General features: G+C 65.1%; 21 protein-coding genes. 9 read left to right on the top strand and 12 right to left on the bottom strand.

The genetic code is table 11. The features are described from left to right. The first annotated feature begins 133 nt into the window (after window positions 1–133). From AC4HIX_RS06140 to AC4HIX_RS06155, 4 genes are all read left to right on the top strand, one after another. Window positions 134–823 carry a helix-turn-helix transcriptional regulator gene (locus AC4HIX_RS06140; protein ID WP_475049626.1) on the top strand — a complete coding sequence of 230 codons (690 nt, stop codon included), beginning with the start codon at window positions 134–136 and terminating at the stop codon, window positions 821–823. Window positions 824–960: 137 nt separating this feature from the next. Then, the gene (locus tag AC4HIX_RS06145; protein WP_475049629.1) at window positions 961–1,620 is read left to right on the top strand and encodes a YiaD family glycine zipper/OmpA-like lipoprotein; all 660 of its coding nucleotides are present in this window, start codon (window positions 961–963) and stop codon (window positions 1,618–1,620) included. Window positions 1,621–1,798: 178 nt separating this feature from the next. Then, complete coding sequence (locus tag AC4HIX_RS06150) at window positions 1,799–2,341, top strand: NADPH-dependent FMN reductase (RefSeq protein WP_490398305.1); 543 nt, start codon at window positions 1,799–1,801, stop codon at window positions 2,339–2,341. 36 nt (window positions 2,342–2,377) lie between these two features. Further along, window positions 2,378–3,199 (top strand): HTD2 family dehydratase, encoded by an 822-nt coding sequence (locus AC4HIX_RS06155; RefSeq protein ID WP_490398306.1) that lies wholly within the window; start codon window positions 2,378–2,380, stop codon window positions 3,197–3,199. 228 nt (window positions 3,200–3,427) lie between these two features. Here AC4HIX_RS06155 and AC4HIX_RS06160 read toward each other — a convergent pair whose 3' ends face one another. Beyond that, on the bottom strand, window positions 3,428–4,468 hold the full coding sequence (locus AC4HIX_RS06160) for an NAD(P)/FAD-dependent oxidoreductase (RefSeq protein ID WP_490398307.1): 1,041 nt from the start codon (window positions 4,466–4,468) through the stop codon (window positions 3,428–3,430). A 58-nt stretch (window positions 4,469–4,526) separates the two neighbouring features. On the opposite strand from AC4HIX_RS06160, the gene mnmC2 reads away from it, so the two are divergent. Then, the gene (mnmC2, locus tag AC4HIX_RS06165; RefSeq protein ID WP_490398308.1) at window positions 4,527–5,195 is read left to right on the top strand and encodes a tRNA (5-methylaminomethyl-2-thiouridine)(34)-methyltransferase MnmC2; all 669 of its coding nucleotides are present in this window, start codon (window positions 4,527–4,529) and stop codon (window positions 5,193–5,195) included. Further along, window positions 5,192–6,100: a DMT family transporter gene (locus tag AC4HIX_RS06170; protein WP_475049641.1), complete on the top strand. Its 909-nt coding sequence runs from the start codon at window positions 5,192–5,194 to the stop codon at window positions 6,098–6,100. Before mnmC2 ends, AC4HIX_RS06170 begins: the two co-directional genes overlap by 4 nt. On the opposite strand, the gene AC4HIX_RS06175 is transcribed toward AC4HIX_RS06170, so the two are convergent. After that, the gene (locus AC4HIX_RS06175; RefSeq protein WP_490398309.1) at window positions 6,074–8,032 is read right to left on the bottom strand and encodes a lytic transglycosylase domain-containing protein; all 1,959 of its coding nucleotides are present in this window, start codon (window positions 8,030–8,032) and stop codon (window positions 6,074–6,076) included. The genes AC4HIX_RS06170 and AC4HIX_RS06175 overlap by 27 nt on opposite strands. A gap of 139 nt (window positions 8,033–8,171) precedes the next feature. Between AC4HIX_RS06175 and dapA the strand changes: the two genes are divergently transcribed. Continuing rightward, the gene (gene dapA, locus AC4HIX_RS06180) at window positions 8,172–9,044 is read left to right on the top strand and encodes a 4-hydroxy-tetrahydrodipicolinate synthase (RefSeq protein ID WP_490398310.1); all 873 of its coding nucleotides are present in this window, start codon (window positions 8,172–8,174) and stop codon (window positions 9,042–9,044) included. A gap of 141 nt (window positions 9,045–9,185) precedes the next feature. Here the strand turns inward: dapA and AC4HIX_RS06185 are convergent, their stop codons facing one another. From AC4HIX_RS06185 to pdxR, 10 genes are all read right to left on the bottom strand, one after another. Beyond that, window positions 9,186–10,067, bottom strand: coding sequence for a sigma-70 family RNA polymerase sigma factor (locus AC4HIX_RS06185; RefSeq protein WP_490398311.1), 882 nt, complete (start codon window positions 10,065–10,067; stop codon window positions 9,186–9,188). After that, window positions 10,064–10,525, bottom strand: coding sequence for a carboxymuconolactone decarboxylase family protein (locus AC4HIX_RS06190; protein WP_490398312.1), 462 nt, complete (start codon window positions 10,523–10,525; stop codon window positions 10,064–10,066). The genes AC4HIX_RS06185 and AC4HIX_RS06190 overlap by 4 nt, the downstream gene beginning before the upstream one ends. 122 nt (window positions 10,526–10,647) lie before the next feature. After that, complete coding sequence (locus tag AC4HIX_RS06195) at window positions 10,648–11,535, bottom strand: dimethyl sulfoxide reductase anchor subunit family protein (protein WP_490398313.1); 888 nt, start codon at window positions 11,533–11,535, stop codon at window positions 10,648–10,650. Beyond that, window positions 11,535–12,311 (bottom strand): 4Fe-4S dicluster domain-containing protein, encoded by a 777-nt coding sequence (locus AC4HIX_RS06200; protein WP_490398314.1) that lies wholly within the window; start codon window positions 12,309–12,311, stop codon window positions 11,535–11,537. The genes AC4HIX_RS06195 and AC4HIX_RS06200 overlap by 1 nt, the downstream gene beginning before the upstream one ends. 79 nt (window positions 12,312–12,390) lie before the next feature. Then, entirely contained in the window at window positions 12,391–15,213 is a 2,823-nt protein-coding gene (locus AC4HIX_RS06205; protein WP_490398315.1) for a molybdopterin oxidoreductase family protein, read from the bottom strand. A gap of 25 nt (window positions 15,214–15,238) precedes the next feature. Continuing rightward, window positions 15,239–16,270, bottom strand: coding sequence for a YeiH family protein (locus AC4HIX_RS06210; protein ID WP_490398316.1), 1,032 nt, complete (start codon window positions 16,268–16,270; stop codon window positions 15,239–15,241). A gap of 80 nt (window positions 16,271–16,350) precedes the next feature. Then, the gene (pta, locus tag AC4HIX_RS06215; RefSeq protein WP_490398317.1) at window positions 16,351–17,361 is read right to left on the bottom strand and encodes a phosphate acetyltransferase; all 1,011 of its coding nucleotides are present in this window, start codon (window positions 17,359–17,361) and stop codon (window positions 16,351–16,353) included. A 43-nt stretch (window positions 17,362–17,404) separates the two neighbouring features. Beyond that, window positions 17,405–18,151, bottom strand: coding sequence for a TSUP family transporter (locus AC4HIX_RS06220; RefSeq protein ID WP_490398318.1), 747 nt, complete (start codon window positions 18,149–18,151; stop codon window positions 17,405–17,407). A 5-nt stretch (window positions 18,152–18,156) separates the two neighbouring features. Then, entirely contained in the window at window positions 18,157–19,932 is a 1,776-nt protein-coding gene (gene xsc / locus AC4HIX_RS06225; protein WP_490398319.1) for a sulfoacetaldehyde acetyltransferase, read from the bottom strand. Window positions 19,933–20,191: 259 nt separating this feature from the next. Continuing rightward, the gene (pdxR, locus tag AC4HIX_RS06230; protein WP_490398320.1) at window positions 20,192–21,652 is read right to left on the bottom strand and encodes a MocR-like pyridoxine biosynthesis transcription factor PdxR; all 1,461 of its coding nucleotides are present in this window, start codon (window positions 21,650–21,652) and stop codon (window positions 20,192–20,194) included. A gap of 202 nt (window positions 21,653–21,854) precedes the next feature. On the opposite strand from pdxR, the gene AC4HIX_RS06235 reads away from it, so the two are divergent. Together AC4HIX_RS06235 and AC4HIX_RS06240 are read left to right on the top strand one after the other, a co-directional pair. After that, the gene (locus AC4HIX_RS06235) at window positions 21,855–22,166 is read left to right on the top strand and encodes an ArsR/SmtB family transcription factor (protein WP_475049665.1); all 312 of its coding nucleotides are present in this window, start codon (window positions 21,855–21,857) and stop codon (window positions 22,164–22,166) included. After that, on the top strand, window positions 22,159–23,190 hold the full coding sequence (locus AC4HIX_RS06240) for a permease (protein WP_490398321.1): 1,032 nt from the start codon (window positions 22,159–22,161) through the stop codon (window positions 23,188–23,190). Before AC4HIX_RS06235 ends, AC4HIX_RS06240 begins: the two co-directional genes overlap by 8 nt. Window positions 23,191–23,280: the final 90 nt, after the last annotated feature.

Here is a 23,280-nt window from a genome sequence, read left to right on the forward strand (position 1 = left end):
TCAGCACGATCCAGTCGTAACTCAGCATGGGGTTTCTCCTTCTTGAGGAGGCCAGAAAACCATAGCACTGCTGACAGGCTGTTGTCAGTGGTATGTGCTAGAGTGTCAGCAGACTGTCACTGGAGCCTGCCCCATGCCCCGCACCGGCCGCTTGTTTGAAATCATCCAGATCCTGCGCACCGCCACGGCACCGGTGCGGGCGGAGGACCTTGCGGAGGCCCTGGAGGTCAGCAAACGCACGATCTACCGCGATATTTCAGCGCTGCAAGCGATGCGCACGCCAGTGGAGGGCGAGGCGGGGATCGGCTACATGCTGCGCAACGGCTACGACTTGCCGCCGCTGAATTTCGACGAGGAAGAGCTGGAGGCGCTGCATGTCGGCCTGGCGATGCTGATGCGCACCGGGGACGGCGCCTTGCAGAAGGCGGCACAGCGGGTGAGCCACAAGATCAAGGATGTCCATGCAACTGCCGACTGGCTGCAGGTGGCGCCCTGGGGCGCGCCGTTGGACGACCCTGAGCAGGGCTGCGTCTCCAAGGCGCTGCTGCGCCAGGCGGTGCGGGAAAGCCGCAAGCTGCAGCTCACCTACCTCAGCCCGGAGAGCGGCGAGAGCTGCCGCACCCTGCGGCCTCTGGCACTGATCTATCATATCGACTGCACCATGCTGGCGGCCTGGTGCGAACTGCGCGGCGGTTTCCGCCACTTCCGCACCGACCGGATGCTCGCGGCGGGCATACTGGAGGACGGCTTTGCCCCTGAAGCCGGTGCCTTGCGCAAACTGTGGATGGAACAGGAGGGCTGGGACTTTGCCTTTGCACCCTAAAATGCGGTGTTTACGCGGATTTTGCGCGGTATTTCGCCGAAACATCGAGACCCTGTCTTGAGTAGGCGCGGTGCCGGCACGATATTCGTCCCGACCGCCGGGCACCGCCCGGACCTTAGAAAGCAGAAGGCAATTTGATGATGCAGATGAAACTCACCACGGCTGGTATTGTCGCCGCAGCACTGGGCCTGAGCGCCTGTACGGATCCCGCAACCGTCGGCACGCCGGGCAGCAACACCCAGAAGGGCGCAGTTCTGGGCGGCCTCATCGGTGCGGGTGTCGGTGCGATCGCCAATGATTCCGACCGTGGCCTTGGCGCGGCAACCGGTGCCCTGGTCGGTGCCGCCGCCGGCAGCGTGATCGGCAACCAGCTGGACGCGCAGGAGCGCGAGCTGCGCCAGACGCTCGCCAATGACTCGATCACCATTGTCAACACCGGCGACCGGCTGATCCTGTCGTTCCCCAATGACCTGACCTTTGCCACCGACAGCGCTGCGGTGGCCCCGGCGGTGCAGGGTGATTTGCGCCGGGTGGCCGACAGCCTCGTGCGCTACCCCAACAGCACCATCCAGGTGATCGGCCATACCGACAGCGATGGCGATGCCGGCTACAACCAGGGCCTCTCGGAGCGCCGCGCCAACGCAGTGGCCAGCCACATCCAGGCCGGCGGCGTGCCCTACCACCGCATGCGCATCATCGGCCGGGGCGAGGAGCAGCCCGTGGCCTCCAACCTGACGCCGGAGGGCAAGGCCCGTAACCGCCGCGTCGAGGTGGTGGTGATCCCGCAGGCGGCCTGATCCGGCACCTGACGGCAGTATTCGCAGCCCGTCCCCCAGTGGGGCGGGCTGTTTTTTATGCGCTCCCGGCCCGATTGCCGTAACGCTGCACATAGCCTGCGCGCCGATAGCTGTTTCGTACCGGGGGCTGTCTCCTGCATGATGGGTGCAACAGAGACGCGAACAGAAGGAATCTCCCATGGCTGACCCCGTATTGCTCACCATTTCCGGCTCGCTGCGCCGCGAGGCGACCAATCGCAAGCTGCTGGCGGAGGCGGTACGGGTGTTCGGGCCCGCGTCGGTGGCAGAGGCGGATCTGAATCTGCCGCTGTATGATGGCGACGCCGAGGCGGCGGATGGTATCCCGCCCGCAGTGCAGAAGCTTGCGGATCAGATTGCGGCGGCAAACGCGGTGGTGATCTCCACCCCGGAATACAACAAGGGGCCGTCGGGGGTGCTGAAGAATGCGCTCGACTGGGTGAGCCGGACCGAGGGCAATCCTTGGGCGGACAAGCCGGTTGCGGTGATGTCGGCGGCGGCGGGCCGCGCGGGAGGCGAGCAGGCGCAGGCGCTGCTGCGCGGTTTCCTGGTGCCGTTCCAGCCGCGCGTGCTGCCCGGTCCGGGGGTGCATCTGGCAGGCTCCAGCAAGGAATTCGATGAGACCGGCCGGCTGACCAGCGAGCAGTATGAGGCGACGCTGACCAAGCTGATGCAGAAACTGCGCGCCGAGCTCGACCGCTGAGCTTGCCTCGCGGCCGGGCGCGGCTAAGGTGGCGGCATGACCAGTGATACCGCCGCCGCCCCCGCGCAGCATCTGACCGATATGATGGACCCGGCCCGGGCCGCCGCGTTTCAGGCGGCGCTGGGGCGGGCGCCGGACATTACCGCCGGCAGCGAGCTGCCGCCGTTCTTTCACCAGCTCTATTTCTGGGCACCGTTACCGCCGGAGGCGCTGGGCCGAGACGGCCACCCCAAGGTGGGCGGCGCCGGGCTGATTCCGGACATGGGGCTGCCGCGCCGGATGTGGGCTGGCGGACGGCTGCGGTTCGAGGGGGCTTTGCGGGCCGGGATTGCGGCAGAGAAGTCCTCGGTGCTGGAAAAAGCGGAGCAGAAGACTGGCCGCACCGGACCCTTGGGTCTGGTGACACTGCGCCATGAGATCCGCCAAGAAGGGAGGCTCTGCCTCACCGAATGGCATGACCTGGTCTACCGCGAAGACCCTGACCCCGTCGCGCCGAAACCGGTGCCGCCGGTGGCGCGGACCGATGAGACGGAAGCGCGGGAGGTGTCCTTCAGTTCAACCCTGCTGTTCCGCTACTCGGCGCTGACCTTCAACGGGCACAGGATCCACTATGACCTGGACTACGCCCGTGATGTTGAGGGGTATGAGGGACTGGTGGTGCATGGCCCCTTGCTCGCGCAGCATCTGATGCTGCTTGCGGAGGAGCTGATGGGACCGCTGGCGGAGTTCTCTTTCCGGGCGTCCTCGCCGCTGATGCATTTCGAAAACGCAACGCTGTGCCGCAAGGGCCAGGACCTGTGGGTACGCGGACCGGACGGGCGGCAGTGCATGAGTGCCGTGGCGGTTACCAAAGGCTGAATCGAGGGGCTCCCGCGCCCCAAGCTGCCCTGAGAGGGCAGATTAGGTGCTTGGGCGTGGCGCCGCTGCGCGGCGCGGGGGTTTGGCTGAGAAGCGTTTGCAGAGCAGGTTTGCTCTTCAAAGCGCGAGTTCGATTGTAAGGGCTTCTTTGACGCGTCAGTGGTAACCGCGCGTGCCGCGCGACGGCTGTGCCGCCCTTGACCCGTCAAAGGGCTGAAAGGGCTGGGCTTAAAGGTTGTCTTCGACCCGGAAGCCCTCGGGAATGCTGTCCTTACCCTCCAGCAGAAGATCCGCCATCACAAGGGCCGCCTTGGGGGCCATGCCGAAGCCGATCTTGAAACCGCCGTTGGCGATAAAGTGTCCGTCGCGGCCGGGCCAGGCGCCCAGCATCGGCGCGCGGGACTTGGCGCGGGGCCGCACCCCGGCCCAGCGTTCGATCACCTCGGCGCCGTGCAGCACCGGCACCGCGGCACGGGCGCGCTCGATCACGTCGTCGAGCTGGGCATCGGTAGTTTTGCCATCCTCGAACTCGCGCTCGGATGTGGAGCCGATGGCGAGGGTGCCGTCCGCGTGCGGGATGATGTGCAGGCTGTCGGCGTAAAGCTGTGGCACCTCGCCCTCGTGGAAGCGCAGAAGCGCGGCCTGGCCCTTGACGCCGCCGCCGATGGTCTTGCCGAAACGCTCGTTCAGCTCCAGCAGACCTGCATAGCCCTTGGCGTGCACCACCTTGCCCTGATCGGGCGCTTCCGGCTGCACCTCGACGCCCATCACCGCAAGGGCAGATACCAGTGCGGCGCAGGCGCGGCGCGGGTGCATGCGGGCGCTGAGGGTGTCGTGGATGACATAGCCGGTGGCGCTGGGCGGCACCCAGGGACCCAAGGACGCGGCCTCGCAGACGCGCCATTCGGCCTCGTCCTTCCAGAACTCGCGGGCGGTTTGTTCGCGCTGGCGGGCAAGCTCCAGCGTGCGGTCGTCGTTGATCGGCTGCAGCCGTCCGGTGCGCCCGTAGCCGGGGGAAACGCCGCCGGTCGCCTCAACTTCCTCCCAGAAGCTCTCGGCCATCAGCAGGCTTTCCAGCTGGAACTGCTTCTTGGGGTTCCAGTTTTCCGGCACATGGGGCGCCAGCGCGCCGACCAGCCCGCCGCTGGAGCCAGAGCCTGCGCCGTAAGGATCCACCACCTGCACCTTTGCACCGAGCCGGGCGCAGAGCCAGGCGATTGACAGGCCGAAGATGCCCGCTCCGCGCACCGTTACATCTGCCATTGCCATTTGGTATTCCTTTCGCCAGTGTCGCGCCGTTCCGGACAACCACTTAGGGGATTATAGCATGGCAGACCAGCAGGCCCGCCTCAGCTGGCGCGATGGCACCGTTCCGGTGTCGGATCAGTTCGATGATCCCTATTTCTCGATCCAGGACGGGCTGGCGGAAACGGAGCATGTGTTCCTGGCGGGCAACGGCCTGCCGGACCGGTTTGCGCCGGGGTTCCGGATTGCCGAACTGGGCTTTGGCACCGGCCTCAACATGCTGGCCGTCTGGCGCGCCTGGGAGGCGGCGGGGCAGGCGGGGCCGCTGCGCTTCACCAGTTTCGAGGCCTTCCCGATGGCGCCTGCCGACATGGCCAAGGCGCTGGAGGCGTTTCCGGCGGTCGCTCCGTGGGCAGAGCGGTTTCTGGCCAAGTGGCAGGGCACCGGGGCTTGCGATCTGGGCAGCCTGCAACTGGAGGTGATCCAGGGCGACGCCCGGATGTCGCTGCCGGAGTGGACAGGGCAGGCGGATGCCTGGTTTCTGGACGGGTTTTCGCCGGCCAAGAACCCCGAACTGTGGGAGGAGGCCCTGATGGCCCAGGTTGCCGCGCACACCGCGCCGGGCGGAACGGCTGCGACCTATACCGCGGCGGGGTTCGTGCGCCGCGGGCTGGAGGCGGCAGGATTCGAAGTGACCCGCATTCCCGGCTACGGGCGAAAGCGGCATATGACAAAGGCGGTACTGCGATGAGCATGGTTCCACAGGCCAAGAGCCTGCCCCAGCCCCGGGTGCAGCAGAACAACGTGCCGCTGGGCATCCTGCTGATGATCGGCGCGACCATTGTCTTTGCCCTGCAGGACGGTATCTCGCGCCATCTGGCGGGCACCTATAACACCTACATGGTCGTGATGGTGCGCTACTGGTTCTTTGCCGCCTTTGTGGTGTTTCTGGCAGCACGTGCGCAGGGCGGGATAAAGGAGGCCGCCCGTACCGATCAGCTTTGGCTGCAGATCTTCCGCGGTGTGCTTCTGGTCGGCGAAATCTGCGTGGCGGTCTACGGCTTTACCATTCTCGGCCTGATCGAAAGCCAAGCCGTTTTCATTTGCTATCCGCTGCTGGTGGCTGCACTCAGCGGCCCTGTGCTGGGGGAAAGCGTCGGCTGGCGGCGGTGGGCGGCGATCGGGGTCGGCCTGATCGGCGTGCTGATAATCCTGCAGCCGGGCATGGGCGTGTTCAATCCGGCGGCGGTGATCCCCTTTATCTCGGCGCTGATGTTTGCCGTGTATGGCCTGGTCACCCGCTATGCCGCGCGCAAGGACAGCACCGCCACCAGCTTCTTCTGGACCGGGGTCGCCGGCATGGTCTTCATGACCGCCATCGGCATCTGGTTCTGGGAGCCGATGAGCCAGCGGGACTGGTTCTGGATGGCCCTTCTGTGCGTCTCCGGCGTGACCGGCCACTGGCTGCTGATCAAATGCTACGAGATGGCCGAGGCCAGCGCGGTGCAGCCGTTTGCCTATTTCCACCTGATCTGGGCGGCGATCCTGGGCATGGCAGTGTTCGGCGAGGTGATCCGTACCAATGTGGCCATCGGCGCGGGGGTCATCATCGCGGCGGGGCTGTTCACCCTATGGCGCGAACGCGTGAAGCGTTGAGCCGCGCAGTTCTTGCGAAAACGGCACCGGCAGCGGCGTCTTGCCCAGCCGCGCTCGGTAGACCGGCAGGCTTTCGGTGACCCGCATCACGTAGTTGCGGGTCTCGTTGAACGGGATGTGCTCGATCCAGTCGATGATATCGGGGGTGCCGCCGCGCGGATCGCCATAGCGTTCCATCCAGGACGCGGGGCGGTGCGGCCCGGCGTTGTAGCCCGCGGCCATCATCACCACGTTGCCGCGGAACTTGCCGGCCAGCCCGGCCAGGTAGTTCGCCCCCAGCTTGGCGTTGTAGTCCCACTCCGCCGTCAGGCGGGAGGTTTTGTGGCCCGCCAGGATGCCCAGCTCGGTCGCCACCAGTTTTGCAGTGGCAGGCATCACCTGCATCAGCCCGCGCGCGCCGGCATGGCTGATCACCGCCGGGTCGAACTCGCTTTCGCGCCGGGCAATCGCCAGGGTCATTTCTTCGGCCATCGGCAGCTGCCGCCTGGCAACGGGGTGCAGCGGGTAATAAGCGCCCTCCAGCTCCACTCCGCCACGGGCGGCACGTTTGGCGATCATCACCGCCAGGTGCGGCTGGTTCAGCTCCACCGCCATCTGCCCCAGCTGGCGCGCCTGCACCGGCGGCAGGTCCTCGACCAGATGAGTAAAGAAGCGTTCGGCCAGCGCCAAATCATCCGCCTTGAGCAGCAGCAAACCGGCCTCGGCCACTGAGGACTTCATGAAGCCCGCGGACCGCCAATCCGGCAGCGGTGCAGGTTTCACCAGCGCCGGGTCAAAGGGCCGGCCCAGTTTCTCGGCCGCCAGCAGCCCATAGAAAGACGTCTGATATTCTGCCCCCTTGGCATAGGCCTCATGCGCCTTGTCGGCCTCGCCCATTGCAGCATATGCGCGGCCCAGCCAGTAACCGCCGCGGCCGATCGAGATCGGAGTTTCGACCGAGGCAAGGAAACGCTCAAAATGCATTGCGGCGAGTTCCGGGTCGCGCAGCTTTTGCAGGGCGATGTAGCCGGCCAGCCATTCGCAATCGGAATAGCCATAGCCGTCTGCGGGGGTAGAGAAGTGATAGGCCGCCAGCTGATAGGCCCGCTCATGATCGCCGTCCCGCATCACCTGCCGGGCCAGATCGCGGCGGCGGCGCAGCCATTTGCCGGGCTCGCCCAGGCTTTCGGCGCTGGTGCTGCGGTCCATCATCATGGCAATGGCACTGTCCTGCAGCCGTTTGCGGTCGCGCCAGGCAAACCGGTCATAGGCGAGGCCCGCCGATCCCTGCAGCCGGTCTGGAATGGCCTCGATCTTTGCATCAACGCCGGGCGCGCGCTCCTGCAGGGCGATGCGCGCCTCCGCCAGTTTGCGCTCGCCCTCGGGCACCAGAGGCAGCATCCGCTTGGAGCTGACAAGGTGGTCCTCCCACAACAGCCGGTCCAGCCGCGCGGTGTGATGAGGCTTCAGCAGTTTGGCGAAGTCGCGCAGATACAGATCCTGAATGGCGCTGCCCATCGCCATAGTGCGCCAGGCCAGCACGATCTCCGCCTCACCATCGCCGCGCCGCCCATCGTCAATCAGCGCCTTGCCCAGGCTCAGCGCGCCCTCGGCGGTTTGCGGCCGCGCGTCCGCATAAAACGCCAGGATGGTCTCGCGGCCGGTGGCGGCAATCACGTCCTCGTTCTGGCGCCGCAGATAAGCCAGCCCCGGCCAGTCCGGGCGCCGCTGCAAAAACGCCATCACATCGCCCGCCGACCCCAGCCCGGCGCGCAGCCGGTGCCATTCGATGATATCGCGGGCAATGCTCCGCTGTGCCCCGGCCTCGCGGGCGGCCCTGTCCCATTTCTCGGACCGCATCAGCTCCAGCGCGGTGCCAAGATCGCGCGCCTGCGCGGGGGGTGCGGGCAGAGCCGCGGATATCAGCAGAATAAGGGCCAGGATGCGTGTCATCTCTTGCATTTTCCAGCGGTCCGGGGATAGAGGCTTGAACGTTACTCATTGGCGTGCCGGTATCAACTCAAATCACCGGCATTCCGTATCTTGACGGCGGCGGATTGCCGCCTGCACCTGCAGCAAAGGGAGCGTGCCCATGTTCAAAGGCTCTATGCCAGCACTCGTCACCCCGTTTTCGAACGGCGAGCTGGATCTGGATGCGCTCAAACGCTTGGTGGAATGGCAGATTGCCGAGGGCTCCAGCGCCCTGGTGCCGGTCGGCACGACCGGTGAAAGCCCGACACTGACCCACGAGGAGCATGAAACTGTCATCGCCGAAGTGGTCAAGGCCGCAGCAGGCCGGGTGCCGGTTATTGCCGGTGCGGGCTCCAACAACACCGTCGAGATGATTCGCTTCGTGGAATTCGCGGAGAAGGTCGGCGCCGATGCGGCCCTGGTTGTGACGCCCTACTACAACAAGCCGACCCAGCGCGGCATGGTGCAGCATTTCACCGCGGCCCACGATTGTGCCGGAATTCCGATCATCATCTACAACATCCCCGGCCGCTCGGTTGTCGATATGACGCCTGCGACCATGGGTGAGCTGGCCAAGCTGCCGCGCATCGCGGGTGTGAAGGACGCAACCGGCGATCTGGCCCGCGTCAGCCAGCAGCGTGCCTCTTGCGGTGCGGATTTCATCCAGCTTTCCGGCGAGGATGCCACTGCACTGGGCTTCAACGCCCACGGCGGCGTCGGCTGCATTTCGGTAACCGCCAACGTGGCGCCGAAGCTCTGCGCCGAATTCCAGGCCGCAACCCTGGCAGGCGACTATGCCAAGGCGCTGGAGTATCAGGACAAGCTGATGCCGCTGCATGAGGCAATCTTCATCGAGCCCGGCTTGGCCGGTGCCAAATACGGACTGTCGAAACTCGGCATGTGCAGCGAAGAGGTCCGTTCGCCGCTGACCACTCTGGAAGACAGCACCAAGGCGGCCATTGACGCTGCCATGGCCCACGCGGGGCTGCTCTGACCACAGGCGTATTCAGAAATTGCCGGGCGGCCTCCTCACGGAGCGCCGCCCGCTTTCTTTCCGGGATCCTCTGTTCATCTGGCTGAAAATATCCCGGGGTGAATTGCCCCTGCAGGGGCAAGAGGGGCTGGCCCCTCCTGCCTAATTCAGCGTGTCCGCCAGATGCCGCATCTTGTCCGGGTTGCGCGTTACATAAATGCGGACAATCCGCCCGTTCCGGACTTCCAGCGCTATCGCCTGAAGAATTCCGTCCGGTTCGCGGCTGAGAATGGCAGGCAGGCCGTTCAGCTGGCACAGCCGCCAGCGGTCCGGCAGGTTGCGCCCTGCTTTGCGGGCCAGCCCCTCGCACAGCCGCAGCACCCGTTCCAGCCCGTAAATCGGGTTCAGCGTGGCCATCGCCTTGCCGCCGCCATCGGAGATCAGCTGCACATCCTGCGCCAAAAGCTGCGTCAGCGCCGCGGTGTCTCCGGTTTTGGACGCGCGAAAAAAGGCTTCGGCCAAGTCCCGCCCCTGATCCGGGTCGGCAGGCGCCTGCGGCCGGAGCTGCTGGACTTTGCGCCGTGCCCGGGCGGCCAGCTGCCGGCAAGCATCGGGGCTGCGGTTCAGCGCGGCACCGATTTCGCCGTAGGCGCTGTCAAAAATGTCATGCAGCAGAAAGGCGGCGCGCTCCAGCGGTGAGAGGGTTTCCAGCGCCAGAAGCAGCGCAACCGAGACGTCGTGATCGAGCTTCTCAGTCGCGTCTTCGGTCAGCAGCGGCTCGGGCAGCCATTCGCCGGGATAAGTCTCGCGCCGGGCGCGGGCGGACTTCAGCTGGTCGAGACACAGCCGTGTGGTTATCCGCATCAAATAGCCTGTGGCGTCCTTCACCTCTGCCTGCGGTGCCGTCTGCCAGCGCAGGTAGGCGTCCTGCAGGATGTCCTCGGCGTCGCTGACGGTGCCCAGCATGCGGTAGGCGGCCGCGAATAATCGCGGCCGCGCGGTCAGGAACGCATCGGTTCCGTCATTTAGTGCAGGTGCGGTCACGCGGCATTGGCCTCCTGCGCGGCAGGATGCGGGGTGCGGAAGCCGATTGCAATCCGGTTCCAGGCGTTGATCGCGCTGACCAGCAGCGTCAGAACCACCTGCTCTCGCGGGGAGAACAGCTGCGCTACAGCCTCGTAATCCGCGTCCGGTGCACCGCTGGTTTCCACCCGGGTGAGCGCCTCAGTCCAGGCCAGGGCGGCGCGTTCGCGGCCCGAGTAGAGGCTGGACTCGCGCCACGCGTTCAAGAGCTGCATCCGGTCTTCGCTTTCGCCATGGGCGCGCAGGTCGTGGCTGTGCATGTGGATGCAGAAAGCGCAGCCGTTGATCTGCGAGGCGCGCAGTTTCACCAGCTCCACCAGGCTGTGCTCCAGGCCGCTGTCCTTGAACAGGTTTTCCTGCTCCAGCATCGGTTTAAACAGGTCGGGGGCGACGGCGAAAGTGTCGAGGCGCGGGGTCATCAATCTGTTCCTTTCTGATGGCTTCAGGAACAGGACGAGGCAGCGGGGCGGTTTGTGACATGCTGCCTGAAAAAATGCTGAAAAAAGTTCCGGGGCACCTGAGACTGGCGCCCCGGATCGTGTCAGCGTTTGCCGTAGTAGAGGCCGACCACATGTTCGGCCTGGGCAAAGAACAGCCAGCGCGAGACCGCAACGCCTGCGAGGTGGGAGAGCACTGCAAGGGCTGCAAACAGATGTTTGACCGCAAAACCCTGGACCGGCGTCAGGATCAGCAGCAGCGGCAGCGCAAAGCCGAGGGCAAAAGCAATGATCCGCAGCTTCTGCGCGTGCTTGCGGCCCACCACATGCACAAACTCGCGCAAGAGGTAGTTGGAACCGGTATGCGGCGGCTCAAAGGCCCGCACCGCGCCGCGGTCCCCCAGGCCGGTGGCCGTGCCGAGATTGGTTCCGGAGTTTTCCAGCGCCCGGTCGCCCTTGGCCCAGTAGGCCAGCTGCACCGCGCCTGCGATGGCCAGCAGCCAGGGTGCCAAGCCTTCTGCCCCGGCCAGCAGCGCACCGCCCGCCAGGCTGAAGGAGAGGAACACCGCGGGTGTCAGCTCCATGTTCCACCGTGGGATGGTCTTGAGCTGGGTGTAGATCATCGAGGTGGTGAAGACGGTGGCGAGGCTCAGGCCTGCACCGATCCAGCCGAGAGGTGTCCAATGGCTGTTCAGGAAGACCGCGCCGAGCGCGTATAGGCCCATGACAATCAGCGCCGCAACAGCACAAATGCCCTCGCGGGACAGCCAGCTGGTCCTCCACTGGGTGAGCGCCCGCCAGGCCCGCTCCGGGCGGCCCAGGTGGAAGGTAGAGGCCAGCAGCCCGCCCACGGCCAGCGCGTAGGCGATGGCGTAGAATACAAAGGCCACCGCGCCGGTCACTGCGGGCTGGCCAAGGCCGAGAAAGAACAGCAGGCCAAAACCCAGGCCGGAGAGGGTGGTGAACAATATGACGGATGGTGCAGGATGCATCAGTTCGCTCCTCCCGAAGATTGGCCCGGAAGCTTGTCGAGCGCCTTGTCCAGCCAGCCCAGAAACCCCTGCGGCTCTTCGGCAACCGGTGCCAGCAGCGGGGCGAGGATGTCGATCTGATCCTCGATCCTGTCCTTGGGCCGGGGCGGCAGATATTTGTTGACCGGTTTGGTGCCCATTTCCGGCATCAGATCCATGCCGCCGCGCTCTGCCACCAGTTTGGAGACATCGCTGTCCGGGTCGCCCAGATCGCCGAAGTGGCGGGCACCCGCCGGGCAGGTCCGCACGCAGGAGGGGATGCGGTCCACCTCCGGCAGGTTCTCGTTATAGATCCGGTCAACGCAGAGCGTGCATTTCTTCATCACACCTTCGGCCAAGTCCAGTTCCCGCGCGCCGTAGGGGCAGGACCAGGCGCACAGGCCGCAGCCTATGCAGTGATCCTCGTTCACCAGCACGATGCCGTCCTCAGCACGCTTGTAGCTGGCGCCGGTGGGGCAGACGGTGACGCAGGGCGCGTCTTCGCAGTGCAGGCAGGATTTGGGGAAGTGGATCAGCTGGGCATGGCCCTGCTCCGGCTGGATCTCATAAGAATGGACCCGGTTCAGGAACGTGCCCGAGGGATCGCCGCCATAGGGGTCCTGATCGCTCAGCGGCGCACCGTAATTTTCGGTGTTCCAGCCCTTGCAGGAGATCACGCAAGCATGGCAGCCAACGCAAGTGTCCAGGTCGATGACCAGGCCCATCTTGCGGTCTGTCTTGGCGGGAAGCTCAGTCATTGCGTACCCCCAGTGCAGAGTGCGGAGCCAAGAAAATTCCAATTTTCTTGGCAATTTTCTTCGAAGAAAATTGCTCCCATCATTTGCCGACCTTCCATTTCAGTTCCTCAGGGCCGGTGCCGACCGGCGACTTCTGCGCCGGGAAGGCTGGCTGGCTTTCCTGCAGGCTGTCCGGGGCGGCGGCTTTTTCGATTTTGACCTTCAGGTCGAACCAGGCCGCCTGGCCGGTGATCGGGTCAGAGTTGGCCCACCGCATACCGTCGCCCTTGGGCGGCAGCAGCTCGTGTATCAGATGGTTGAGCAAGAAACCCTTGGTGGCCTCCGGCGCGTCTTCTTCCAGCGCCCAGGCACCCTTGCGCTTGCCGATGGCGTTCCAGGTCCAGACGGTGTTTTCGTTGAGCGCCGCCATCTCCATCACCGGCACGGTGATCTCGCCGTGCGGTGAGGTGACCTTGGCCCAGTCGCCGTCCTGCAGCCCGTGCTCCCGCATCAGCTTGGTCGGCACATATAGCGGATTGCGGCCATGCAGCTGGCGCAGCCAGGCGTTCTGGGTGCCCCAGGAGTGGTACATTGCCATCGGCCGCTGGGTCAGCGCGTTAACGGTGAAGCCCTCGTTGCCCTGCTGGTCGGTCTCGTACCAGATCGGCAATGGGTCCATCACGTCCTTGACCCGCTGGCGCAGGTGCTCCGGCGGCTGCCGCTCGCCGTGGCCTTCGGCAGCGAGCTGGAACTTGCGCATCGGCTCGGCGTAAAGCTGGAACAGATAGGGCTGCGGGCTGTCAAACAGCCCCATGCCCACCGCCCAGTCCTGATAGGCGGCATTCCAGGGTTTGTAGTAATCCGCGCCTTCCGGGATATGCGCCACATAGAAGCCGCCGTTTTCGATGTAGCGGTTCAGCTGGTCCGGGTTCACCTCGCCACGGCCTTCCTTGTCGCCGTTTTGCCCGCGGAAGCCTGCCAGCGGGCCGATGCCGGGCTTGCGCTCGTGGTTGACGATGTAGTCGGCGTAATCCTTCCACTTGGGGCTGCCGTCATCGTTGGTGAAGCCCGGCAGGCTCATCCGGTTGGCCAGCTCGATCAGCACCGACTGGAAACCGCGCACGTCCCGGTCGGGCTCGATCACAGGCCAGCGGATCGCATCGGCGGCCGCATCCGCCTCGCAGATCGGACGGTCCAGCAGCGAAATGCAATCGTGGCGTTCCAGATAGGTGGTGTCAGGCAGGATCAGATCGGCATAGGCAACCATCTCCGACGAGTAGGCGTCGGAGTAGATGATGTGCGGGATCATGTAGCCGCCGTCGTCGTTGCGGGCGCTCAGCATCTCCATCACGCCCTTGGTGTTCATCGAGGAGTTCCACGACATGTTGGCCATGTACATGAACAGCGTGTCGATCTTGTACGGATCGCCCGCATGGGCGTTGGAGATCACCATGTGCATCAGCCCGTGCGCCGACATCGGGTTTTCCCAGGTGAACGCCTTGTCGATACGCTGGGGCTTGCCGTTTTCGTCCAGCAGCAGATCCTCGGGGCCGCGCGGGAAGCCCAGATGCGGGCCATCCAGCGGGCGGCCGGGTCGGCGGTCGCCGTGCGGGGTGGGGTGGGCCTCAACCGGTTTGGGGTAGGGCGGTTTAAAGCGGAAGCCCCCGGGCACCTCAACGGTGCCCAGAAGGATCTGCAGCACATGCAGCGCGCGGCAGGTCTGGAAGCCGTTGGCGTGCGCCGACACCCCGCGCATCGCGTGCATCGACACCGGGCGGCCGGTCATCTTGCTGTGTTTCTCGCCGCGGAAGTCGGTCCATTCGACGTCCAGTTCAAACGCCTCGTCAAAGGCAACGCGGGCCAGTTCGCCGGCGATGGCGCGGATGCGCTTGGCGGGGATGCCGCATTTGCCGGCAATAGCCTCGGGCGCGTAGTCCGGCGACAGATACCGCTCTGCCATCAGGTGGAAGACCGGGCGGTGGGTGACGCCGTCCTTCTCGTAAACCGCGGTCAGGTCCGGGCGCACGCCGGGCTGGTCAAAGGGCGTGAGCTCGCCGGTGTTGCGGTCGATCACCAGCATCTTGCCGTCACCGTCGCGCAGGAACAGGCCCTTGTCCGGGCCTTCGGAGGCGTTGATCAGCACCGGCGCGTTGGTGTAGCGGCTGAGGTAGTCGAGGTCGATCTTCCCCGCCTTCATCAGCACGTGGATCAGCGACAGGATGAACAGCCCGTCGGTGCCCGGGGTGATGCCGACCCAGTCATCCGCCACCGCATTATAGCCGGAACGGATCGGATTGACGCCGATCACCCGCGCGCCGTGCTTCTTGATCTTGCCGATGCCCATCTTGATCGGGTTGGAGTCATGATCCTCGGCCACGCCGAACAGCATGAACAGCTTGGTGTGCTCCCAGTCGGGCTGGCCGAATTCCCAGAACGCGCCGCCCATCGTGTAGATGCCGGCGGTTGCCATGTTAACCGAGCAGAAGCCGCCGTGCGCAGCGTAATTCGGAGTGCCGAAATTCTGGGCCCAGAAACTGGTGAAGCTCTGGCTCTGGTCGCGCCCGGTGAAGAAGGCCAGTTTCTGCGGCGCGGTTTCGTGCAGCTCGTTCAGCCAGCCGACGGCGGTGCTGATCGCCTCGTCCCAGGAAATCTCCCGGAACTCGCCGGATCCGCGCGGCCCCACCCGCTTGAGCGGGGCGCGCAGCCGCGAGGGGGCATTCACCTGCATGATCCCCGCAGACCCCTTGGCGCACAGGACACCCTTGTTCACCGGGTGGTCGCGGTTGCCCTCGATATAGGCGACCTTTCCATCCTTCATGTGCACGTTAATGCCGCAACGGCAGGCGCACATGTAGCAGGTGGTTTTCCGCACCTCATCGGATACAGGGGGGGACGTGTCCACCCGGGGTTGCTGGAATGTCATCTGGCCTCCCTTCTGGTCTCCCCGATCAGGTCAACAGCTCAATCCCCGCCAGGATCAGCCCGGCAATGAACAGAGTTTCGACGATGATCAGGGCAATGGCCGCGCCTCCTACGGCCAGGACCTGTTTCAGATTTGTTTTCATTCCCACCGCGGCAATCGCGGTGAGCAGCAGCCAGCGCGAGGCCTGGCTGAGGAATTCGGTAACGGCCGACGGGATCAGCCCAAAGGAGTTGAGCCCGGCCAGCACCAGAAATGCGATCACAAAGCCCGGCAGGATTGGCGGCCGCTTGCCGTCGCTGGGCAGCTCAGCGAAGGAGCGGATCATCAGCGAAGCCGCGAGCACGATGGGGGCGAGCATCGCCACCCTCATCAGCTTGACCAGGGTGGCCGTGTCGCCCGTCTGCTCGGAAATCGAAAAGCCCGCGCCGACCACCTGTGCCACGTCATGGATGGTGCCGCCCAGGAACACACCGGCCTGGATCGAGTTCAGCTCCAGCAGGTTCACCAGGATCGGATAGGCGATCATCGCCACGGTCGACAGCACAGTGACGCCCATCACGGTAAAGATCAGCCGCTCCTCGGAGCGCTCATCTCGGGGCAGGATGGCACTGATCGCCATCGCAGCCGACGCGCCGCAAATCGCCACGGAGCCCGCGGTCAGAAAGGCAAAGCGCCACTTGTGGCCAAAGAACCGGGCCACGGCGAGGCCGAACGCGATGGTGGCGATCACGCCGCCAACGACCAGCGCGATCAGGTCCCAGCCAAGCCCCATCATCAGCACCATCGACACCCGCACCCCCAGGAGCGCCACCCCCAGCCGCAGCAGCGAGCGGGCGGAAAAGGCAATGCCGGGCACTGTCTTGCCCTCTTCTCCCAGGAAGCTGACGGCAATCCCCAGCAGCAGCGCCAGCAGCATGGCCGGTGTTGCGTAATGCTCCGCAAGGAACTGCGCAGTGACGGCCACAAGCGCCGAAACCGCCACCCCTGGCAGGAGCTGGCGGAGTTTGTTTTGCAATTCACCCGATTGCAGAGATGTTATCTGTGCCAGAACGGACATGGCGGGAAACTTTCCTGATTGACCCATGGGGTGCACATTCTGGCCTCTGGTCAAGAGTGTGCTGCGCCCGAAGGGTAGATTTACGGGTTCGCCTGCAGAATGGTGACGGCGATAATCTGGGTGACATCCTCGGCGCTGCAGCCGCGGGACAGGTCGTTGGCCGGTTTGGCCAGCCCCTGCAGGACCGGGCCGATGGCGGAATAACCGCCCAGCCGCTGGGTGATCTTGTAGCCGATGTTGCCTGCATCCAGGTTCGGGAAGATCATCACGTTGGCCTGGCCCGCGACGCTGGATCCGGGCGACTTGCGCTCTCCAACCGCGGGCACAAAGGCTGCGTCAAATTGCAGTTCGCCATCTGCCGGCAGGTCAGGATGCGCTTCCCGGAACAGGCTCAGGGCCTCGGTCACCTTGTCCACCGCGGGGTGCTTGGCGCTGCCGGTGGTGGAGAAGCTGAGGAATGCAAGCTTGGGGTCCACCCGCAGCAGGGCGCGGGCCGATTGAGCGGAGGCGGCGGCGATCGAGACCATCTCGGCAGGGCTGGGGTCAATGACCAGCCCGCAATCGGAATAGAGCATGGCCCGGGCGCCCGCGGGCGCGCCTTCGGGCGGGTACATCAGGAAGAAGGATGAGACCATGCCCGCATCCGGCGCCATACCGATCACCTGAATGGCGCTGCGCACCACGTCTCCGGTGGTATGAACAGCACCGCCGACGGTGCCGGCAGCATGGCCCATTCGCACGAGCATGGCAGCATAGACCAGCGGGGTTTCGGCGGCGGCGCGGGCCTTGGCCGCATCAACGCCCTTGTGTTTGCGAAGCTCAAAATACTCGGCCGCGAAGGCCTCAGTCAGCTCCGAGGTTGCCGGGTCATGGATCGCCACGCCCTTGCCGGCGCGGGCGCCTTCGGCCTGCAGGGCAGCCTCTACCTCAGCCTGCGGACCGACCAGGATCACATCGGCGATACCGGCCCGATGCGCCGCCAGGGCACCCGCAACGACGCGGGGATCGGTGCCTTCGCTCAGCACGACGACGGGACGTGATGCGGGGGCTTCAGCCTGCAGCAGTTCGAGCGGGGACGAGGTCTGGGTCACGGGCGTGCGTCCTGTAACAGCGGTTTCGGGGCAGGGCGGGCGGTCAGAGCGCCAGCCGAGCGATATTGATCAGTGACAGCGCGGTCAGCATCAGCACCACCGCGCGGCGGAACAGCCTTTGGGAGACCGCCTGGAAGCCATGAGACCCGGCCCAGATGCCGAGACCCAGAATGGGAAAGGCCAGCAGGATGCCGGTCAGGGTTTCCGGCCCAACCAGCCCGTTTGCGGCCATAACCGGCAGCGCCATCACGTCGATGCCGGTCAGGAACACGATCATGGTGGCGCGGAACACCGCGGGCGGCACCGGCTGCGCGGTCAGAAAGGCCGCCACCGGCAGGCCGCCAACGCCGGCACTGTTGGCAATGCCTGCAATGGCGCCCACACCCACATTGCCGTTGCGCCCCACCGGGCGCGCCAGCTGCCAGCCGCTCAGCAGCACCAGGCTTAGCACCAGGATCAGGCTGGAGATCGCCAGCCGCGCTTCCTGTTCGCCCAGACGCGCCATGATCGCGATGGCGGGAACGGTGGCGATGGCAGCCCCGCCCAGCAGGGCTATGGCCCGGTGCCAGTCGATATGCGGGCGGATCCCCCTGGCCTGAAGGGCGGTCATGGCGATTTCGCAGGAAAACACCACCGGGATCAGCGGCAGCGGATTGGTGGTCAGCGCCGCCAGGATGATGAAGATCGCGGAGAACCCGAAGCCGGAAAAGCCCCGGATCAGGGCCGCCGCGAACAACGCGGCGGCCAGATAGGCCCCCTGGCCCATTGAGAGGTCAAAGGGCAGGGGCACGGGCGTCAGACCTGCTGTTCGCGCATGTCCGCCTTGTCGATGCCTGCCACGCGGACCGGCTTCTTCATGGCGTCACGGCGGAACGGCTCACCCAGCTCCTGGTTGATCATCGCTTCGATCAGGGTGGTGGTGCCGTTCTTCTGGTCTTCGATGGCCTGGGCCAGCGCCGAGGTCAGCTCGTCCATGGTGCGGGCGACCACGCCTTTCAGGCCGCAGGCCTGAGCGATGCCGGCATAGGAGACCTGCTGGTCCAGCTCTGTGCCGACGAAGTTGTCATCGAACCACAGGGTGGAGTTCCGCTTTTCCGCGCCCCACTGGTAGTTGCGGAAGACGATCTGGGTCACGGCGGGCCACTCGCCGCGGCCGATGGCGGTCAGCTCGTTCACCGCGATGCCAAAGGCACCGTCGCCGGAGAAGCCGACAACCGGAGTGTCCGGGTTGCCGATCTTGGCGCCGACAACCGCCGGCAGGCCGTAGCCGCAGGGGCCGAACAGGCCAGGAGCCAGGTATTTGCGGCCTTCCTCGAACGAGGGGTAGGCGTTGCCGATGGCGCAGTTGTTGCCGATGTCAGAGGAGATGATCGCCTCTTTCGGCAGGGCAGCCTGGATTGCGCGCCACGCCATGCGGGGGCTCATCCAGTCCGGCTTGTCGGCACGGGCGCGCTCGTTCCAGGTGGTGCCCGGATCGTCGTCCTCGTGGGTCATCTCGGTCAGCTGCTGGGCCCAGCGGGATTTGGTTTCCGCGATACGGTTCTTGCGCTCGGCACGGCCCTCGTCGCCTGCGGTGTCAGACAGCTGTGCCAGGATGCCCTGCGCCACCTTGGCGGCGTCGCCGATGATGCCGACGGAGACTTTCTTGGTCAGGCCGATACGGTCCGGGTTGATGTCAACCTGGATGATCTTGGCGTTGGCCGGCCAGTACTCCATGCCATAGCCGGGCAGGGTGGAGAACGGGTTCAGGCGGGTGCCAAGACACAGCACCACGTCGGCGTCCTTGATCAGCTCCATGCCGGCCTTGGAGCCGTTGTAGCCCAGCGGGCCTGCAAACAGCGGGTGCGAGCCGGGGAAGGCGTCGTTGTGCTGGTAGCCAACGCAGACCGGAGCATCCAGGCGCTCGGCCAGATCCTTGGACGCTTCGATGCCGCCCTTGGACAGGACGACGCCGGCACCGTTCAGGATCACCGGGTTCTTCGCCTCAGAGAGCAGTTTCGCCGCTTCGGCCACGGCGGTCTCGCCGCCGGAGGGGCGCTCGAACTCGACGATGGCGGGCAGTTCGATGTCGATCACCTGGGTCCACATGTCACGCGGGATGTTCAGCTGGGCCGGCGCCGAGGCGCGCTTGGCGTTCATGATCACCCGGTTCAGCACTTCCGCCACGCGGGTCGGGTCGCGCACTTCCTCCTGGTAGCAGACGCAGTCGGCGAACATGCGCATCTGCTCCATCTCCTGGAAGCCGCCCTGGCCGATGGTCTTGTTGGCCGCCTGCGGGGTGACCAGCAGCAGCGGGGTGTGGTTCCAGTAGGCGGTTTTGACGGCGGTGACGAAGTTGGTGATGCCGGGGCCGTTCTGGGCGATCATCATCGACATCTTGCCGGTGGCGCGGGTATAGCCGTCCGCCATCATGCCGCCGGAGCCTTCGTGGGCGCAGTCCCAGAAGGTGATGCCTGCGGCAGGGAAGATGTCCGAAATCGGCATCATTGCGGAGCCGATGATGCCGAACGCGTGCTGGATGCCATGCATCTGCAGCGTTTTGACAAAGGCTTCTTCGGTGGTCATTTTCATGGCGGGGTTCTCCTGAGTGAGACGCGAAATTCCTCCGGGCGCGGAGGCCGGAATTGACTCTGGTTTAGGGGGCGGGGCAGGGCCGGGTTAGGGCCAGTTGACCCGGTGGGATAGGTCCAAATGCCCGCCCATAGAGCCAGTGAACCGGTATTTTCCAATATAGTTCAGCCAGTCACCCGATGGGGAGGCTATTCCCAATGGCGTTTAAAAAATGATACTGAGAGTATCATTTTTTCGCGATTTTCCCGAAATGCGGGGTTCAGCCTTGCTTCAGCGCCTGGGCAAGCAGGGCGAGACCGGGTTCGATCCGGGTGGCGGGGATCGAGGAGTAACCAAGCCGGTAGTGGTTTTGCTTGCGGTTCCCGGCGGCAAAGAACGGCGCGCCGGGTTCGATGATCACGCTTTTCTCTTTCAGCCGCTCCGCCACGGCCGAAGTGTCCACCCCGTCGGGTGCGCGCATCCACAGGGCGGAGCCGCCGTAACCGCCGACGCCTGCAATCTCCAGCCCGTGCTTGCGGATGGCGTCCTCGATGACCGCGCGCCGGTCATGCAGCACTTTTGCAGTACGGCGGATCTGCGCATCGTAGTGTCCCAGCGACAGGAAATAGGCGACCGTGCGCTGGACATGGCCCGGCGGATGCCGCAGCACGCTGGCGCGCAACGCCCTTGCCTGACGGATAAACGGCTCCGATCCAACCAGATACCCCAGACGCAGACCCGGAAACAGCGACTTGGAGAAGCTGCCTGCATAGATCACACGCCCCTCGGTATCGAGCGATTTCAGCGATGGCGAGGGGGCGCCGAGGAACGACATCTCGAACTCGTAGTCATCCTCGACAATCACCGCGTCGATATCGCCGGCCCGCCGCAGCAGCTCCTTGCGCCGCTCCATCGGCATGGTGAAGGTGGTCGGACTCTGGTGGCTGGGAGTGCAGAAGATCACATCGGTGCCGTCCGGGATCTCCTCCGGCGGCAGCCCGCCTTCGTCCACCGGAATACAGTCCACATGGCAGCGGGTTTGCACCACCTGGTCGCGCAGGGTGTAATAGGCCGGGTCCTCTACCGTGGCCTGGCGGTTGCGGTTCAGCAGCAGCTGGCATGTGATCCACAGCGCGTTCTGGGCACCCAGCGTGATCAGGATTTCTTCCGGCCGCGCGGTGATCCCGCGCCGCGGCAGCGTGTGGCGGGCGATGTACTCGATCAGCAGCGGGTCATCCTGATCAAAGTAGTCGTTTGCCAGCGCCGCGAAATCCTTTTGCCCCAGCGCCCTGAGCGCGCACAGCCGCCAGTTGGCGTGGTCGAACAGCGACGCGTCCGCCTGCCCGTAGATGAACGGATAGCGGTAGTCGCGCCAGTCCTGGGGTTTGCGCGGCGTGTCGCCGCCGGAAAAGCTGCGCGCCAGCACCTTGTCCCAGTCCATCGCATCGCCGGCCTTCTGTTGCGGCGTATAGGAGGGTGGCACCGGGGCGTTTTCCGACACGAAATACCCCGAGCGCCCGCGTGAAGTGAGGTAATCGTTGGCCAGAAGCTCGGTATAGGCCAGCGTCACAGTGATCCGGCTGATGCCAAGATGCGCCGCCAGCTTGCGCGAGGACGGCAGCTTCTCCCCGACCCGGAACCGGCCGGACAGAATGCCCTCGGCAATCATTTCCTGGATCTGCGCCTGCAGGGTGCCCTGGGCGTCCGGGTTGAGGAAGAATGTGTCAACGGAGATGGCCATGCGCGCCACCTTAGGGTGGACTTAAACGCGGTGCAATCTGGACTTAGGGCCAGTTTAGGGAAATCTGCGCCTTGCTGTGGCTTCGCAATCTGATCTGCAATTCTCGGCCGGCAGGTCGTGTTACGGATAATATGCAGCGCTCTTGAATACCGATCAATAAAACCATAAAACTAGTTTAGTCGAATCAATCGGAGCTGACATCATGCAATGGGAAGAAGCCGCACAGGGTTTTGCCGCGATGGGATCGGAGGCGCGGCTGCAGGTGTTGCGCTGCCTGATCCGGGCGGGCGAGGCCGGGCTGACGGTCGGGGACATCCAGGAGCGCACCGGCATTGCGCCTTCGACCTTGGCGCATCATCTGAAATTCCTTACCGGAGCCGGTGTGGTGGCGCAGGAGCGCGTGGGGCGGTCGACTATCAGCCGCGCCGAATTCTCCCGGCTGGAGGCATTGGCCGGTTTCATTCTCAGCGAATGCTGCGCAGATGCAGGCAAAAAGGCGGCAAACGATGGCTGAACTGACACAAAACCCCGGTAAGGCAAAATCACTGGGCAACTGGCTGAAGACGCCTTGGGCGCTGAGCCTTGCGCTGCTGGCAGGCGCAGCCATCCTTGATCCGGGCAACTTCCGCTCGGTCGTGGAGTTCACCCTGGCAGCGCTGGGCAGCACCGCGCGATACATATTGTTTGCGGTGCTGCTGCTGGCCTATCTGAAAGCGACGGGGGCGGAGGCGATGGTGGCGCGTGCCTTTGAGGGGCGCGAGACGCGGATGATCCTGCTGGCGGCGCTGTTCGGCGGGCTGGCGCCGTTCTGCTCTTGCGAGGTGATCCCGTTCATTGCCGGCCTTCTGGCGCTGGGCGCGCCGCTGTCGGCGGTGATGGCGTTCTGGCTGTCCTCGCCGCTGATCGACCCGCCGACTCTGCTGATCACCGCAGGCGCATTGGGCTGGCCCTTCGCCATTGGCAAGGCGGTGGCGGCAGTGGCGCTGGGACTGTTTGGCGGCTTTGCCATCAAGCTGCTGCGGGGTCATGGGGTTTTTGCTAACCCGCTGCGCAAGCAGCAAAGCACAGGCTGCTGCGGCTGCGGCGGGCCGAAGCCGGACGCTAAGCCGAACTGGCGGTTCTGGACCGAGGCACAGCGCCGGGTGAAGTTCCGCGAAGAGTTTGTGTCCAACGGTCTGTTCCTGCTGAGATGGCTGGCGCTGGCCTATGTGCTGGAATCGCTCCTGGTCCATTATGTTCCGGCTGGGGTGATCGCCGGGCTGGTGGGCGGCGAAGGTGTGCTGCCGATTGCGACCGCGGCGCTTGTCGGGATGCCTGCCTATCTGAACTCCTATGTCGCGCCGCCGCTGCTGGCGGGGCTGATGGAGCAGGGGATGAGCGCAGGTGCCGCAATGGCCTTTATGGTGGCAGGCGCGGTCAGCTCGGTCCCGGCCATGGCCGCGGTCTGGTCGCTGGTCAAGCCCAAGGTCTTCGCGGCCTACCTGGGACTTGGGGTGAGCGGAGCGGTCTTGTCTGGCATCCTGTTTCAGCTGATCTGAGAGGTGGCGGCGGAACGGGGCACTCCCGCCCGTCGCGACGCAATCAAAGATTGCCCCGCTCCCGTTGGGCCCAGCGCCGCGCTGACGCGC

Source organism: Leisingera sp. (genome assembly GCF_982940295.1).

Bases quoted from the DNA above. Each gene is read 5' to 3' on its own strand.
- mnmC2 (WP_490398308.1), top strand. From the start codon at position 4,527: ATGGCAGACCAGCAGGCCCGCCTCAGCTGGCGCGATGGCACCGTTCCG.
- dapA (WP_490398310.1), top strand. From the start codon at position 8,172: ATGTTCAAAGGCTCTATGCCAGCACTCGTCACCCCGTTTTCGAACGGC.
- AC4HIX_RS06190 (WP_490398312.1), bottom strand. From the start codon at position 10,525: ATGACCCCGCGCCTCGACACTTTCGCCGTCGCCCCCGACCTGTTTAAA.
- AC4HIX_RS06140 (WP_475049626.1), top strand. From the start codon at position 134: ATGCCCCGCACCGGCCGCTTGTTTGAAATCATCCAGATCCTGCGCACC.
- xsc (WP_490398319.1), bottom strand. From the start codon at position 19,932: ATGAAAATGACCACCGAAGAAGCCTTTGTCAAAACGCTGCAGATGCAT.
- AC4HIX_RS06235 (WP_475049665.1), top strand. From the start codon at position 21,855: ATGCAATGGGAAGAAGCCGCACAGGGTTTTGCCGCGATGGGATCGGAG.
- AC4HIX_RS06175 (WP_490398309.1), bottom strand. From the start codon at position 8,032: ATGACACGCATCCTGGCCCTTATTCTGCTGATATCCGCGGCTCTGCCC.
- AC4HIX_RS06240 (WP_490398321.1), top strand. From the start codon at position 22,159: ATGGCTGAACTGACACAAAACCCCGGTAAGGCAAAATCACTGGGCAAC.
- AC4HIX_RS06145 (WP_475049629.1), top strand. From the start codon at position 961: ATGATGCAGATGAAACTCACCACGGCTGGTATTGTCGCCGCAGCACTG.
- AC4HIX_RS06210 (WP_490398316.1), bottom strand. From the start codon at position 16,270: ATGTCCGTTCTGGCACAGATAACATCTCTGCAATCGGGTGAATTGCAA.
- AC4HIX_RS06205 (WP_490398315.1), bottom strand. From the start codon at position 15,213: ATGACATTCCAGCAACCCCGGGTGGACACGTCCCCCCCTGTATCCGAT.
- AC4HIX_RS06195 (WP_490398313.1), bottom strand. From the start codon at position 11,535: ATGCATCCTGCACCATCCGTCATATTGTTCACCACCCTCTCCGGCCTG.
- AC4HIX_RS06200 (WP_490398314.1), bottom strand. From the start codon at position 12,311: ATGACTGAGCTTCCCGCCAAGACAGACCGCAAGATGGGCCTGGTCATC.
- AC4HIX_RS06155 (WP_490398306.1), top strand. From the start codon at position 2,378: ATGACCAGTGATACCGCCGCCGCCCCCGCGCAGCATCTGACCGATATG.
- AC4HIX_RS06160 (WP_490398307.1), bottom strand. From the start codon at position 4,468: ATGGCAATGGCAGATGTAACGGTGCGCGGAGCGGGCATCTTCGGCCTG.
- AC4HIX_RS06170 (WP_475049641.1), top strand. From the start codon at position 5,192: ATGAGCATGGTTCCACAGGCCAAGAGCCTGCCCCAGCCCCGGGTGCAG.
- pdxR (WP_490398320.1), bottom strand. From the start codon at position 21,652: ATGGCCATCTCCGTTGACACATTCTTCCTCAACCCGGACGCCCAGGGC.
- AC4HIX_RS06150 (WP_490398305.1), top strand. From the start codon at position 1,799: ATGGCTGACCCCGTATTGCTCACCATTTCCGGCTCGCTGCGCCGCGAG.